At 69.7% G+C, this 13,345-nt stretch carries 13 protein-coding genes; 8 read left to right on the forward strand and 5 right to left on the reverse strand.

From position 1 onward, the window contains the following. Nucleotides 1-20: 20 nt before the first annotated feature. The 5 genes from rplJ (at nt 21) to ACOWU6_RS08505 (ending at nt 4,562) form a co-directional block, all read left to right on the forward strand. Nucleotides 21-536, forward strand: a complete 516-nt coding sequence (gene rplJ, locus ACOWU6_RS08485; RefSeq protein ID WP_271173631.1) for a 50S ribosomal protein L10 — start codon at nt 21-23, stop codon at nt 534-536. Between the two features lie 51 nt (nt 537-587). Then, nucleotides 588-977: a 50S ribosomal protein L7/L12 gene (gene rplL / locus ACOWU6_RS08490; protein ID WP_271173630.1), complete on the forward strand. Its 390-nt coding sequence runs from the start codon at nt 588-590 to the stop codon at nt 975-977. 172 nt (nt 978-1,149) lie between these two features. Beyond that, nucleotides 1,150-2,484: an ABC transporter substrate-binding protein gene (locus ACOWU6_RS08495; protein WP_421075424.1), complete on the forward strand. Its 1,335-nt coding sequence runs from the start codon at nt 1,150-1,152 to the stop codon at nt 2,482-2,484. A gap of 9 nt (nt 2,485-2,493) precedes the next feature. Next, the gene (locus ACOWU6_RS08500) at nt 2,494-3,627 is read left to right on the forward strand and encodes a carbohydrate ABC transporter permease (RefSeq protein ID WP_271173628.1); all 1,134 of its coding nucleotides are present in this window, start codon (nt 2,494-2,496) and stop codon (nt 3,625-3,627) included. Continuing rightward, nucleotides 3,627-4,562 (forward strand): carbohydrate ABC transporter permease, encoded by a 936-nt coding sequence (locus ACOWU6_RS08505; protein ID WP_271173627.1) that lies wholly within the window; start codon nt 3,627-3,629, stop codon nt 4,560-4,562. The genes ACOWU6_RS08500 and ACOWU6_RS08505 overlap by 1 nt, the downstream gene beginning before the upstream one ends. Nucleotides 4,563-4,617: 55 nt before the next feature. On the opposite strand, the gene ACOWU6_RS08510 is transcribed toward ACOWU6_RS08505, so the two are convergent. Together ACOWU6_RS08510 and ACOWU6_RS08515 are read right to left on the reverse strand one after the other, a co-directional pair. Then, complete coding sequence (locus tag ACOWU6_RS08510; protein ID WP_421075425.1) at nt 4,618-5,292, reverse strand: DUF305 domain-containing protein; 675 nt, start codon at nt 5,290-5,292, stop codon at nt 4,618-4,620. A gap of 2 nt (nt 5,293-5,294) precedes the next feature. Beyond that, nucleotides 5,295-6,008, reverse strand: a complete 714-nt coding sequence (locus ACOWU6_RS08515; RefSeq protein WP_282979456.1) for a DUF3105 domain-containing protein — start codon at nt 6,006-6,008, stop codon at nt 5,295-5,297. 333 nt (nt 6,009-6,341) lie between these two features. On the opposite strand from ACOWU6_RS08515, the gene ACOWU6_RS08520 reads away from it, so the two are divergent. The 3 genes from ACOWU6_RS08520 (at nt 6,342) to ACOWU6_RS08530 (ending at nt 10,402) form a co-directional block, all read left to right on the forward strand. Continuing rightward, nucleotides 6,342-7,577 (forward strand): multidrug effflux MFS transporter, encoded by a 1,236-nt coding sequence (locus tag ACOWU6_RS08520; RefSeq protein ID WP_282979512.1) that lies wholly within the window; start codon nt 6,342-6,344, stop codon nt 7,575-7,577. Nucleotides 7,578-7,623: 46 nt separating this feature from the next. Beyond that, a complete protein-coding gene (locus tag ACOWU6_RS08525) occupies nt 7,624-8,280 on the forward strand; it encodes a phosphatase PAP2 family protein (RefSeq protein WP_271173624.1) in 657 nt (218 codons plus the stop codon). A 136-nt stretch (nt 8,281-8,416) separates the two neighbouring features. Then, nucleotides 8,417-10,402 (forward strand): helicase HerA-like domain-containing protein, encoded by a 1,986-nt coding sequence (locus ACOWU6_RS08530; RefSeq protein WP_421075426.1) that lies wholly within the window; start codon nt 8,417-8,419, stop codon nt 10,400-10,402. 57 nt (nt 10,403-10,459) lie between these two features. Here ACOWU6_RS08530 and ACOWU6_RS08535 read toward each other — a convergent pair whose 3' ends face one another. The 3 genes from ACOWU6_RS08535 to ACOWU6_RS08545 are packed head-to-tail and all read right to left on the reverse strand — an operon-like array spanning nt 10,460 to nt 13,343. After that, on the reverse strand, nt 10,460-11,524 hold the full coding sequence (locus tag ACOWU6_RS08535; RefSeq protein WP_421075427.1) for a hypothetical protein: 1,065 nt from the start codon (nt 11,522-11,524) through the stop codon (nt 10,460-10,462). Nucleotides 11,525-11,528: 4 nt separating this feature from the next. Next, a complete protein-coding gene (locus ACOWU6_RS08540) occupies nt 11,529-12,512 on the reverse strand; it encodes a malate dehydrogenase (protein ID WP_421075428.1) in 984 nt (327 codons plus the stop codon). A 9-nt stretch (nt 12,513-12,521) separates the two neighbouring features. Next, on the reverse strand, nt 12,522-13,343 hold the full coding sequence (locus ACOWU6_RS08545; protein WP_421075429.1) for an alpha/beta fold hydrolase: 822 nt from the start codon (nt 13,341-13,343) through the stop codon (nt 12,522-12,524). Nucleotides 13,344-13,345: the final 2 nt, after the last annotated feature.

The following is a 13,345-nucleotide window of genomic DNA, read 5'->3' on the forward strand; positions in this document are numbered from 1 at the left end:
AGGACAATCAAGGAGTGGCCATGGCGCAGAAGGAAGCATCGGTCGCCGAGCTCACGAAGCAGTTCGAGAGCTCGACCGCCGTTCTGCTCACCGAGTACCGCGGTCTGACGGTTGCCGAGCTCAAGGAGCTCCGCAACGCGATCCGTCAGGACGCGGAGTACGCCGTGGTGAAGAACACGCTGACCAAGATCGCCGCGAACAACGCGGGGATCACGGCGCTGGACGACGACCTCAAGGGTCCGTCGGCCGTCGCCTTCGTGCACGGCGACCCCGTCGCCGTCGCCAAGGGTCTGCGCGCCTTCGCCAAGGCACACCCTCTTCTCGTGGTGAAGGGCGGCTACTTCGATGGCACCGCCCTCAGCCCTGAGGAGGTCAGCAAGCTCGCTGACCTCGAGAGCCGCGAAGTCCTGCTCGCCAAGGTCGCGGGCATGATGAAGGCCTCGATGTCGAAGGCTGCCGCCCTCTTCCAGGCGCCGCTGTCGAAGACCGTTCGCACGGTCGAGGCGCTGCGCGAGAAGCAGGAGACCGCAGCCTGATCAGGCTGCGCGGAAGCAACCCCGAAACCCCGAAAAAGTAGGAGAAACATCATGGCGAAGCTCAGCACCGAAGAGCTGCTCGACGCGTTCAAGGAGCTCACGCTCATCGAGCTCAGCGAGTTCGTGAAGGCCTTCGAGGAGACCTTCGACGTCACCGCTGCTGCCCCGGTCGCCGTTGCGGCCGCTGGCGCCCCGGCTGCGGGCGGCGACGCTCCGGCCGAGGAGGAGAAGGACTCGTTCGACGTCATCCTCGAGGCTGCCGGCGACAAGAAGATCCAGGTCATCAAGGTCGTCCGCGAGCTCACCTCGCTCGGCCTCGGCGAGGCGAAGGCTGTCGTCGACGGCGCTCCCAAGGCTGTCCTCGAGGGCGCCAACAAGGAGACGGCCGACAAGGCCAAGGAGGCCCTCGAGGGCGCCGGCGCGACCGTCACCCTCAAGTAAGTCTTCTTCTCGAAGCTTCTTCGCGAAGGCCCCGGGTTCGTCCCGGGGCCTTCGTGCGTCTGCGGACGTTACGGGTCCGTGACTGTCAAGTGATTGTGGAAGCGCTCCTATGGCTCCTAGCTTGGAGGGCACAGCCTTTCCACAGAGAAGATGCTCGAGATAGGAGCAGACGATGAAGACTGCAGGACGCAAGCGGATCCTCCTCGCGGCGAGCGGGCTGGGGATCGCCGGTCTCGCTCTCGCGGGATGCACGAGCGGCCCCGGAGCATCGGATGGCGGCGGAGACGGGGGCGGTGGCGACGGCGGAGACGCCCAGGTCACGGTCTACGGCACGATCGTCGACGCGGAAGCGGAGCTCCTCGAGCAGTCCTGGGCGGACTGGGAGGAGGAGAGCGGCATCGACATCGTGTACGAGGGCTCGCAGGAGTTCGAGGCGCAGATCGCCGTTCGCGCGCAGGGCGGCAACCCGCCCGACCTCGCGATCTTCCCGCAGCCGGGCCTGCTGTCCGACATGGCGAGCCGCGGCTACCTCATGGAGGCGCCCGAGGGCGTCGTCTCGAACCTCCGCGAGTACTGGGCGGAGGACTGGGAGACCTACGCCTCGCACGATGGCACGATCTACGGCGCGCCCCTCATGGCCAACGCGAAGGGCTGGATCTGGTACCAGCCCGGTGTGTTCGAGGAGAACGGGTGGGAGGTTCCGACCGACTGGCAGGGCCTGCTCGACCTCACGCAGCAGATCCGCGACGAGACGGGTGAGCCGCCGTGGTGCGCGGGCTTCGGGTCCGACGCCGCGACCGGATGGCCGGGCACCGACTGGATCGAGGACCTCGTCCTGCGCCAGGCCGGCCCCGACGTCTACGACCAGTGGGTCGCGAACGAGGTCCCCTTCACCGACCCGCAGATCAAGGAGGCCTTCGACGCGACGGCTGAGATCCTCCTCAACCCCGACTACGTCAACGCGGGCTTCGGCGACGTGGCCTCGATCGGCTCGACGCCCTTCGGCGACGTCGCGAACGCGCTCGTCTCGGGCGACTGCCTCCTGACCCACCAGGCGTCGTTCCTCGACGGCTTCATCGTCGAGGCCGGCGGCGAGGTCGGCGAGGATGGCGATGTCTGGGCGTTCATGCTGCCCCCGGTCGACGCGGGCGCCGGCCAGATGATCACGGGCGGCGGCGAGATCGTCGGCGCGTTCAGCGACGACGAGAACGTCGTCAAGGTGCAGGAGTACCTGTCGAGCCCCGAGTGGGCGAACTCCCGCGTCTCGCTCGGCGGCGTGATCAGCGCGAACAACGGGCTCGACCCTGAGAACGCGCAGAGCCCGATCCTCAAGGCGGCCATCGAGATCCTCCAGGACGAGGAGACGACGTTCCGCTTCGACGGATCCGACCTCATGCCCTCCGCAGTCGGCGCCGGCACGTTCTGGACGGGCATGCGCGACTGGGTGAACGGCGCCTCGACCGACGACGTCCTGGAGCAGATCGAATCGGGCTGGCCGGAAGAGTAACGGCCGGACATGAAAGCGTTTCTCGACTGGCTGAGCACGCTCTCGCCGTGGCTGGAGATCCCGATCATCATCGGGGTGTTCCTGCTCGCGGTCGGCATCCTGCTCTTCTTCATCGAGATCGCGCCGCGCGCGGGCCGGGTGTACACGTACATCCGGCTCGCCGCGTGCGTGCTCTTGCCCCTGGCCGTGATGTGGATGCTCCAGTCCTACTGGTGGGCGATCATCGCGGCCGGCGTCCTCGGCCTGCTGTTCTTCTGGCTCGACTACCGGTCGAAGCAGGGAGCCGGCTATCTGTTCCAGCTCGTCGGATTCCTCGCGCCCGCCCTGATCCTGCTGCTCGTCGGCCTCGTCTTCCCCGTCATCCAGACGTTCGGGCAGTCGATGTTCAATGCGAGCGGATCGCGCTTCATCGGACTCGACAACTTCATCTGGATCTTCACGCAGCCGCAGGGCATCCGCACGATCGTGAACACGATCGTCTGGGTGCTCATCGCCCCGATCGTGTCGACGGTCGTGGGCCTCGTCTACGCGTACTTCATCGACAAGACGCGCGGGGAGAAGGTCTACAAGATCCTCGTGTTCCTGCCGATGGCGATCTCGTTCGTCGGCGCGTCGATCATCTGGCGCTTCATGTACACGGCCCGGCCCGCCGACGCGGAGCAGATCGGCTTCGTCAACCAGATCATCGTCTGGTTCGGCGGCAGCCCTGTCCCGTTCCTCCAGGTGGAGCCCTGGAACACGCTGTTCCTCATCGTCGTGTTCGTGTGGATCTACACCGGATTCGCGATGGTCGTGCTGTCGGCCGCGATCAAGGGCGTGCCGACCGAGCAGCTCGAGGCGGCTGAGCTCGACGGAGCCAACGCGTACGAGCGCTTCATGAACGTCGTCGTGCCGGGCATCCGGCCCTCCCTGATCGTGGTCCTCACGACGATCGCGATCGCGTCCATGAAGATCTTCGACATCGTCCGCACGATGACCGCGGGCGCGAACAACACCTCGGTGCTCGCGAACGAGATGTACTCGCAGTTCCGCAGCTTCGAGGCCGGACGGTCCGCGGCGTACGCCGTGATCCTGTTCGTGCTCGTGCTCCCGCTGGTCATCTACAACGCGCGACAGCTCAAGGCACAGAGGGAGGTGCGCTGATGACCGCGACCGAGCTCGTGACGACGGCGGGCAAGCCGTCGAGGAAGCGCGCGCTGAGCGACACCAAGCGCCGCCTGACGAACCCGTGGGCCACGGTTGCCGCGCTCGTCATCGCGGTGCTGTGGACCATCCCGACGTTCGGCGTGTTCGTGTCGTCGTTCCGTCCGCGTGTGGAGATCCAGACGACCGGATGGTGGACGGTCTTCCAGAACTGGGGCTGGACGTTCGACAACTACGTCGAGGCGCTGAACACCTCGACGGGCGGCCTCACGATGCTGGGCTCGTTCGTGAACTCCTTCGCGATCACGCTCCCGGCGTCGATCATCCCGCTCATCATCGCGACGCTCGCGGCGTACGGGTTCGCGTGGATGGACTTCCGCGGCAAGAACCTGCTGTTCGTGCTCGTGTTCGCGCTGCAGATCGTCCCGATCCAGATGGCCTTCATCCCGCTCCTGCAGCTGTTCTCGCGCGGAGAGCTGTTCGGGGTCCCGGTCATCCAGGCGGTGGGGTCGTCGGGCTACGCGCAGGTGTGGATCGCGCACACGATCTTCGGCCTGCCGCTCGCGATCTTCCTGCTGCACAACTTCATCGCGCAGATCCCGGCGGATGTCATCGAGGCGGCCCGCGTGGACGGTGCGGGGCACGGGCAGATCTTCTTCCGCATCGTGCTCCCGTTGAGCATGCCGGCGATCGCGTCGTTCGCGATCTTCCAGTTCCTGTGGGTCTGGAACGACCTGCTCGTGGCCTTGATCTTCGCGGACGGCAACGTGGCGCCGATCACGAAGCTGCTCGCGCAGATGACCGGGTCGCGCGGTCAGGACTGGCACCTGCTCACCGCCGGCGCGTTCATCGCGATCATCGTGCCGCTGCTGGTGTTCCTGTTCCTGCAGCGCTACTTCGTCCGCGGCCTGCTGGCGGGCTCGGCGAAGGGGTGACCCGCATGACGAAGGGCCCGCCGCACGGCGGGCCCTTCGTCATGCGGTGCGACGCTCAGCCGGTGCAGCCGAGGCGCGTCTGGATCGACTGCATGGCCGCGATCTCGGCCGTCTGGCCCTGGCCCATGCTGCGCGCGGTCTGGATCACGCGCTCATCGCTGCCGAGCTCCACGACGGCGTCCGTCATCTCGATCGCGCCCGCGTGGTGACGGATCATGAGCTCGAGGAAGAGGCAGTCCAGAGCAGAGCCCTCGAGCGACGCGAGCCGGTCGATCTCCTCGGCCGTGGCCATCCCCATCGCCGCTTCGAGCTCCTCGGCGGATGCCGTCGCGCTCGCGCCGTGATCGTGTCCGGTTCCCGACATCCATGACATGAGCGGGTCGCCCGCCTGGGGCAGGCCCCACGCCACGAGCCATCCGTACATCTCGCCGCGCTGCGCCGCCTGAGCCGTCGCGATGTCGTACGCGAGGGCGCGGAGCTCGTCGTCGTCGGTCGCGCGGTACTCGATCATCGCCATCTCGACGGCCTGGGCATGATGCACCTGCATGTCGCGCGCGAAGCCGGCGTCCGCGGCGTTCGGCCCGCCGCCCGAGCCGGTCGCGTCGGAGAGGTCGTCGAACGTCGTGAAGCGGCCGATCGCGAACGCGAGGCCCGCCACGAGCACGACCGCGATCACCACGAGCGGCCAGGGGATGCCCGTGCGCGCGGTCGGGCGGTCGGACTCCGTCATGCTCAGCTGAGCTTGCCGGGGCCGTCGATGGCGCCGGTGCACGCGGCGCCCGGCTCCGGCACGTTCTGGTTGCGCCAGTACTCCTCGAAGAACTCCGCGATGCGCTCGTCGTCGACCGAGTCGACCTTGAGCTGCGCGTTCCAGGCGCTCACGGCGACCGGCGTCCCGAGGTCGGGGTACGGCGAGAGGATCGCGTAGCTCGACGGCAGGTAGCCCTTGAGGGTCTCGAGCTCCTCGTCGCTCACGAGCTCGGGGTCGTACGTGACCCACACCGCGCCGTGCTCGAGGGAGTGCACCGCGTTCTCGTTCTGCTGCGGCTCGCTGTAGACGCCGCAGTTCAGCCAGTACACGTTGTGCGGGCCGCCCGCGGGAGGGGTCTGCTCGTATTCGACGGTGCCCTCGACGTGCGTGTTCGTGTTGGAGAAGGTCTCGACCCCCTCGATCTCCGCCCCGTCGCCGCCGATGCCGTACTCGGCGACATTCGGACGCGGCGTGAAGACGAACGAGGCGACGATCGCACCGATCACGGCGACCGCCGCGACCGTGCCGACCGTCCACCAGACGAGCTTCCCGCGCTGGCGCTTCTTGAGCTGCCGCTGGTACTCGGCGAGCTTCTCCTGACGCCGGGCCTCGCGCTGCTGCTTGACCGTCTGCTCGATCTCGGCCTGGCGGGCGGGGTTGCCGCTGGACTTCTGGGGGCGCTTCTGCGTCGACACGCTCCGATCCTATGCGGCTGAATGCGCGCGCCGCTGGGAGAATCGGGCCGGGAACCTGGGCTTCCGCCTTGCGCTGCCCGTCCCCCTCGACCCTAGGATTGAGGGCGTCCCCTTCGCGCGGATCCTCCGGGCGTCGTCTGGGACTTCTTTCTTTCTCCGCACCCCTCGTCCGCGAAAGCAGCGACGCTCACGATGACTCACGAAGACCGTTCCCCGCGCGACGAGCACGGGCACCACCCGCACACGGGCAGCATCCCCACCGCCACGGGCCTCATCCCGGTGCCCACGGGGACGATTCCGCTGCCCGATGCCGCGCGCGCGGCAGCGGGGGAGATGCCGCGCACGCATCGCGGTGACGCGCTCTCGAGCGGCCGGCGCCTCGCGTACGTCCTCCTGCTCGGCGCGCTGACGGCGCTCGGCCCGTTCACGATCGACCTCTACCTGCCCGCGTTCCCCCTGCTCGAGCGCGATTTCGAGACGACGAGCGCGGCCATCCAGCTCACGCTCACGGGCACGATGATCGGCTTCGCGCTCGGCCAGCTCGTCGTGGGTCCGCTGAGCGACAAGTTCGGCCGGCGGGTTCCGCTGCTCATCGTGACCGCGCTGCACGTGCTCTCGAGCCTCGCGGCGGCCTTCGCGCCCACGCTCGAGCTGCTCGGCGCCGCGCGAGTGCTGATGGGGATGGGCGCGGCCGCGGGCGGCGTGGTGGCGATGGCCATGGTGCGCGACCTGTTCGGCGGGCGCCGCCTCGTCATCATGCTGTCGCGGCTCGCGCTCGTGACGGGGGTCGCGCCCGTCGTGGCGCCGCTCATCGGCTCAGCGCTGCTCACGGTCATGCCCTGGCACGGGATCTTCCTCGTGCTCGCCGCGTACGGCACGGTGATGCTCCTGTGCGCGATCTTCGCGCTGCCCGAGACCCGCCCCGCCTCCGACCGCATCTCGCACGAGACGGTGTCCGTGTGGCACCGCTATCGCGTCGTGCTCACCGATCGTGTGTACCTGGGCGTGCTCGTGATCGGAGCGATGACGTTCTCGGGCCTCTTCTCGTACCTGTCGGCGTCGTCCTTCCTGTTCCAGCAGTCGTACGGCTTCACCGAGGTGCAGTACGGCCTGCTGTTCGCCTCGAACTCGGTCGGCCTCGTGATCGGCAACCAGGTCGCGGCCCGTCTCGCGGCGCGGTTCGGGCCGCAGTGGGTGCTCGCGTACGCGACCGCCGTGCTCGTGCTCGCCTCCGCCGGCATCATCGTCGGCGACCAGCTCGGGCTCGGCGTGTGGGGCGTGGTCATCCCGCTGTTCGTCTTCATGACGACGTGCGGCTTCACCTTCCCCTGCGCACAGGTGCTCGCGCTCGACCGGCACCCCGAGGCGGCCGGCACGGCGGCCTCGGTGCTCGGCGCGACGAACAACGGGATCGCGGGCGTCATCTCGCCGCTCGTCGGCGTGATCTCGGCGGCCTCCGGCATCACGGGCACCACGATGGCCTCGGTGATGCTCGGCTGCTCGGCCATCGCCGTCCTCTCGCTCTGGCTCGTCGTCCGCCCGCGCTCGCTCGGCCTCCTCGCCGACTGACCGCACGCCTGCGCCCGAACGGCGCGGGCGTGGGCAGAATGGGGCGATGGGGATGTCGCGTCGGGCCATGCTGTGGTGGGGGATCGGGCTCATCGCGGCGGCCGCGCTGCTCGGCTGGGCCACGGTGCTGCACCGCGATCCCTTCCCGATCGACACGTGGTGGGCAGGCGTGCTGCCTGAGGCCGATGCGGGCGTCCGCCTGTGGTTCTCGCTCCTCCTCGACCGGATCGGCGGAGGGTGGTGGGCCATCCTCGTCTTCCCGCTCGGGATCGGGGCCTTCCTCCTCGCGACGCGCCACCGATGGGGAGCCCTGTACTTCCTCGTCGCGACTGCCGCCAGCGCGGGGTTCGTGCAGCTGCTCAAGCAGCTCTACTCGCGGCAGCGCCCCGAGGACATCCTCGTCGTCGTCGACCACGGTTCATTCCCGTCGGGGCATGTGGCCAATGCCGCCACGGTCGTGTTCGCCCTGTGGGTGCTCTTCCCGCGATGGTGGATGGCCACGGTCGCGGTGATCTGGACGCTCTCGATGGCGTTCGCGCGCACGTATCTCTCGGCGCACTGGGCGAGCGACACCGCGGGCGGCGCGCTCGTCGGGGCCGGGGCGGCGCTGATCGTCGCCGCGCTGCTGAACGCGCGTCTCCTGCGAGATCGCGACCGCATCGCCGAGCGGCGGGAGCAGTCGGAGAGGCTCGCCCGGTCGTAGGGCGGGACACAGCGCAGGAGTCCGGTCGGAGGCGGAGCCTGCTGCCCGCGTGATCCTGGGGTGAGCGCGCGCCGGGCCCCGGGAGTTCCTGCGTCGTGTCCCGCGTCGGGCGACCCGCGCTGGCTAGGCTGTGGCCATGAGCCCCGAGAACGCTCCTGACGCCGCTGCCGCCGAACTCGAGAGACTGCGCGCGGAGGCCGCGGCCGCCGAAGCCGCTCTCAAGGCCGCGGAGGCCCGCGCGAAGCTCGCCGCCGCAGAAGCCGCCGCGGCACGTGCCGGAGGGGCGGATGGCGCCGAGCCGGCCGCCGAGGACGATGCCGAGCCGGCCGCCGAGGACGCGGACGAGCCGTCCGCCGCGGACGAGCCATCCGCGGAGCCCGAGCCCGAGTCCGCGCCGGAGACCGAGCCATCCGCGGAGCCCGAGCCCGAGTCCGCGCCGGAGACCGAGCCATCCGCGGAGCCCGAGCCCGAGCCATCCGAGGAACCCGCGAAGCCCGCGGCGTCTGACGGGCCGCTCGACGCGGGCGACGTGCAGCGCATCGTCGACGGCTACGCCTTCGAGGGGGAGACGCTCGACATCGGCGCCCTCGTGAACGGGGAGCCGCTCGCCGACGCGCAGATCCGGATCCCGCTCGCGATGCTCAACCGGCACGGCCTCGTCGCCGGAGCGACGGGAACGGGCAAGACCCGCACTCTGCAGGGGCTCGCGGAGCAGCTCGCCGCGAAGGGCGTGCCCGTGTTCGCGGCCGACATCAAGGGCGACCTCACGGGCATGGCGACGCCGGGGGAGCCGAGTGACAAGCTTCTCGCCCGCACGAAGGGCATCGGCCAGGACTGGAAGCCCGAGGCGGCGGCGGTCGAGTACTTCGCGCTCGGCGGGATCGGCACGGGCGTGCCCGTGCGCGCGACGGTGACCGGCTTCGGGCCGCTCCTGCTGTCGAAGGTGCTCGGTCTCAACGACACGCAGGAGTCGAGCCTCGGGCTCGTCTTCCACTACGCCGACGAGAAGGGCCTGCCGCTCGTCGATCTCGCCGACCTCCGCGCGGTGCTGCAGTACCTCACGAGCGACGAGGGTAAGGCCGAGCTCAAGGGGCTGGGCGGCTTGTCGTCGGCGACTGCCGGCGTCATCCTGCGCGAGCTCATCACGTTCGCCGAGGGCGGCGCCGACGTCTTCTTCGGAGAGCCCGAGTTCGATGTGCAGGACTTCCTGCGGACGGCCGAGGATGGCCGCGGCATCGTCTCCCTGCTCGAGGTGCCGGGCGTCGCCGATCGACCGGAGCTGTTCTCGACGTTCCTCATGTACCTCCTCGCCGAGCTCTTCGAGCTGCTGCCCGAGGTCGGCGACGTCGACAAGCCCAAGCTCGTGTTCTTCTTCGACGAGGCGCACCTGCTCTTCAAGAACGCGTCGAAGGACTTCCTCGCGGCGATCACGCAGACGGTGCGGCTCATCCGCTCGAAGGGCGTCGGCGTCTTCTTCGTCACGCAGACCCCGAAGGATGTCGATGGCGACGTGCTCGCGCAGCTCGGCTCCCGCGTGCAGCACCAGCTGCGCGCCTTCACGCCGGATGACGCGAAGGCGCTCCGCTCGACGGTCGGGACGTATCCGAAGTCGGGCTACGACCTCGAGCGGGTGCTGCAGGAGCTCGGCACCGGAGAGGCGATCGTCACCGTCATGAGCGAGAAGGGTGCGCCCACGCCCGTCGCGTGGACGCGCGTGCGCGCACCGCAGGGGCTCATGGACGCGTCGCCCGCCGCTGTCGTGGAGCAGGCTGTCGCGTCGTCGACGCTCCTGCCCAAGTACGGCGAGCCCGTCGATCGCGAATCCGCGTACGAGATGCTCACGGCGAAGATGAACGCCGCCGCCGAGGCCGCGGAGGCCGAGGAGAAGGCACTCGAGAAGGCGAAGGCCGACGCCGAGTACGAGAAGCAGAAGGCCGCGATCGAGAAGAAGGCGCAGCAGGAGTACGACCGCCTGCTGAAGTCGACCAAGAGCCGCACGACGACGCGGCGCACCACGCGGTCGAGCAGCGACCGCGTGGTCGAGCGCGTCATCGGATCGGCGGCGACGACGCTCGTGAACAGCGTGATCCGGGGTCTGTTCGGCAACAGCCGCCGGCGCTGAGGATGAAAGCCCTGCCCGCCCCCGTGTCGGGCGGGCGAGGGCAGCGGAAGCGTCATGTCAGATCCGCGACCACGTGTACGGGGCCGTTCCCGCGTCGACACGCCAGTCGACGCGGCCGCCTTCCCCGACGCTCGCGCTGTCGGTGAGCCAGAAGGTGACGTCGGGCGTCCACCCGGCGATCACGCTCGCCCACTCTGCGTCGACGGCGATGGGACGCGTCGCCGACGTCAGGTAGCACTCGACCGTCAGATGCACGGCGTCCCAATCGGACGCGACACGGGACCAATCGGGGATGAGCCAGCGGCCATCGCGACCGGTGGCGCGGAACCAGTCGTGTCGACGCGACGCGGTGACGTCGAGCGGGTATCGGCGGCAGAGCTCGGTCCAGTCTTCCTCCCGCGCGATCTCGTACGTCCGACCATCGCCGATTGCGGGGATCGCCGTCGCGCTTTCGAACCCGAGGAAGTCCTCGACGAGGCGCAGGCCCGCGGGCACGCCGTCGTCCATCTCGCCCGTGGTCGCAAGAACATCACGAGGAATGGAATCCCACTCGCCGCTCAGGGGCGCGGCCAGCTCCGTCGGGCGCTCTCGACGCGCACGCTCCTCATCGGCGAGCACATGCGCACGCCAGCGACGCAGTGCATCGGCGGCCGGGCGTGCGGGAGGCGCAGGGCCGCCCGCATCCTGCCAGTCGATCGTCCACTGGATGTGCCGTCGGGGCGATGACCACCACGACGGTGCCGCGCGTTCCACCTCGTCGGCGGTTGCACGCAGCGAGGCGCGGACGCCTTCGAGCCCGGCGACGTCGTCCTCCGTCCGCGGAGGCTGCCAGTACACTGCCGAGTCGACGCTCGTGACCAGCGCACTCGCGAGCTCCTCCGTTGTCCAGCCGGAACGCTGCGTTCGCTCGATGGCTTCAGCGAGATCGCTCGTGGGCCGCAGGGCGACCTCGCCCTTGTCGCGCGAACGTGCAGCCTCGAACAGCGCCGACCACACCGCGTCGTCGCGTGCGGCGAGCTCCAGGCACAGGCGTCTGCCACGAGGACCGGTGAGGACGGAGCTTCGCCAGCGCCCGCCCGCCTCCGGGGGCCGCGCCCCGCTCGTCTCGGGAGGAACCACCATCAACTCAGGACGGGATGAGCCCGAGCTTGCGCACGGCCGTGCGCTCGTCGGCGAGCTCGGCGACCGACGTGTCGATGCGGGCGCGCGAGAAGCCGTCGATCTCGAGGTCGGGCACGATCCGCCATCCGCCGTTCTCCGTCTGCACGGGGAAGGACGACACGAGTCCCTCGGGCACGCCGTAGGACCCGTCGGAGACGACCGCCATCGAGGTCCAGTCGCCTTCGGCCGTGCCGTTCAGCCAGTCGCGCGCGGCATCCACCGTGGCGCTCGCCGCGGACGCTGCGGACGACGATCCGCGCGCCTCGATGATCGCCGTGCCCCGGTTCGCGACGGTCGGCAGGAACTCGCTCTCGACCCACGGACGGTCGACGAGCTCGAGCGCGGGCCGGCCTGACACCACGGCGTGCGACAGGTCGGCGTACTGCGTCGCGGAGTGGTTGCCCCAGATCGTCATGCGCGAGATCTCCGACACCGGCGCGCCCGTCTTGAGCGCCAGCTGCGCGAGAGCGCGGTTGTGGTCGAGACGGGTCAGGGCCGAGAAGCGCTCGGCCGGGATGTCGGGCGCGTTCCGCTGCGCGATCAGCGCGTTGGTGTTCGCGGGGTTGCCCGTGATGAGCACGCGGATGTCGTCGCCTGCGACGTCGTTCAGCGCCTGACCCTGGGCCGTGAAGATCGCTCCGTTGGCGGAGAGGAGATCGCCGCGGGTCATCTCGGCCGTGCGCGGGCGGGCGCCGACGAGGAGCGCGAGGTCGGCTCCGTCGAACGCGCGCCGCGCATCGTCGGTGATGTCGATCCCGGAGAGAAGGGGGAACGCGCAGTCGACGAGCTCCATCGCGACGCCCTCCGCCTTCGGCAGCGCGGGCGTGACCTCGAGCAGGCGGAGTTCGACCGGGCGGTCGCCGAGACCGCCGCTCGCGAGACGGAAGAGGAGGCTGTAGCCGATCTGACCGGCCGCGCCCGTGACGGCGATGCGAAGAGGTGTGACCATGACTCGACGCTACCGGTCGGCCGGTGCCTCCGGCAGGGCCGAGCGCAGCGGGCGGCGCAGGAACCGGTCGGCGATCTGCATCCCGATCCCGCCGTCGAGCAGCACGCCGTGCTTGGCGCCCTTGATCACGGTCAGACGCGCGCCCGGGATGCGTGCGTCGAGGGCTCGGGCGTTCTCGACCGGCGTCAGGGCGTCGAGCTCGCCGTGCAGCACGAGCGTCGGGGCCGTGATGTGCGGCAGGTCGGAGAGCGTGTCGTGCGCGCGGCTGGCGCGGTGGTGCCGGGCGAGGGCGGTGCGGTCGCGGCCGACGGCGAGGAGCCGCACCAGGTCGTCCTGCGCCTCGTCCCAGAAGACCGACGCGACCTCCTTCCGGTCGCGCGAGCGGATGGCGCGGTCGGCTTCGTCGGAACGCCGCGGGCCGTGCGCGTCACCGGCCGATGTCGAGACGAGCACGAGCTTGCGCACGCGCTCGGGATGGTCGATCGCGAGCCACTGCGCGACGCGGCCGCCCATCGAATGCCCGACGACGTCCGCTCGTTCGATGCCCGCATCGTCGAGGATGTGCACGATGTCGTCGGCGAAGAGCCGCGTCGTGAAGCGCTCGGCCTCGCCCAGTTCGCTGTCGCCGATGCCGCGGTGGTCGAAGATCACGATCTGCCGATCGCGGAGGAGCCCCGGCCCCACGATCTGCCACGACCGGTGATCGACCGCCTGACCCGCGATGAGCACGAGCGGTGCGCCTTGCCCCGCGGTCCAGTACGCGAGTCGGATGCCGTCGGCCGCGGTCGCATCGTGCCGCACCCACTCGGGCCCGTAGGGATTGTCCGTCACTC

It is taken from the genome of Microbacterium sp. SA156 (assembly GCF_049065455.1).
GTDB lineage: Bacteria > Actinomycetota > Actinomycetes > Actinomycetales > Microbacteriaceae > Microbacterium > Microbacterium barkeri.

What these genes read in the sequence shown, in the direction of transcription:
- rplJ (WP_271173631.1), top strand. Translation starts at nt 21, where the DNA reads ATGGCGCAGAAGGAAGCATCGGTCGCCGAGCTCACGAAGCAGTTCGAG.
- rplL (WP_271173630.1), top strand. Translation starts at nt 588, where the DNA reads ATGGCGAAGCTCAGCACCGAAGAGCTGCTCGACGCGTTCAAGGAGCTC.
- ACOWU6_RS08495 (WP_421075424.1), top strand. Translation starts at nt 1,150, where the DNA reads ATGAAGACTGCAGGACGCAAGCGGATCCTCCTCGCGGCGAGCGGGCTG.
- ACOWU6_RS08500 (WP_271173628.1), top strand. Translation starts at nt 2,494, where the DNA reads ATGAAAGCGTTTCTCGACTGGCTGAGCACGCTCTCGCCGTGGCTGGAG.
- ACOWU6_RS08505 (WP_271173627.1), top strand. Translation starts at nt 3,627, where the DNA reads ATGACCGCGACCGAGCTCGTGACGACGGCGGGCAAGCCGTCGAGGAAG.
- ACOWU6_RS08510 (WP_421075425.1), bottom strand. Translation starts at nt 5,292, where the DNA reads ATGACGGAGTCCGACCGCCCGACCGCGCGCACGGGCATCCCCTGGCCG.
- ACOWU6_RS08520 (WP_282979512.1), top strand. Translation starts at nt 6,342, where the DNA reads ATGCCGCGCACGCATCGCGGTGACGCGCTCTCGAGCGGCCGGCGCCTC.
- ACOWU6_RS08525 (WP_271173624.1), top strand. Translation starts at nt 7,624, where the DNA reads ATGGGGATGTCGCGTCGGGCCATGCTGTGGTGGGGGATCGGGCTCATC.
- ACOWU6_RS08530 (WP_421075426.1), top strand. Translation starts at nt 8,417, where the DNA reads ATGAGCCCCGAGAACGCTCCTGACGCCGCTGCCGCCGAACTCGAGAGA.
- ACOWU6_RS08535 (WP_421075427.1), bottom strand. Translation starts at nt 11,524, where the DNA reads ATGGTGGTTCCTCCCGAGACGAGCGGGGCGCGGCCCCCGGAGGCGGGC.
- ACOWU6_RS08540 (WP_421075428.1), bottom strand. Translation starts at nt 12,512, where the DNA reads ATGGTCACACCTCTTCGCATCGCCGTCACGGGCGCGGCCGGTCAGATC.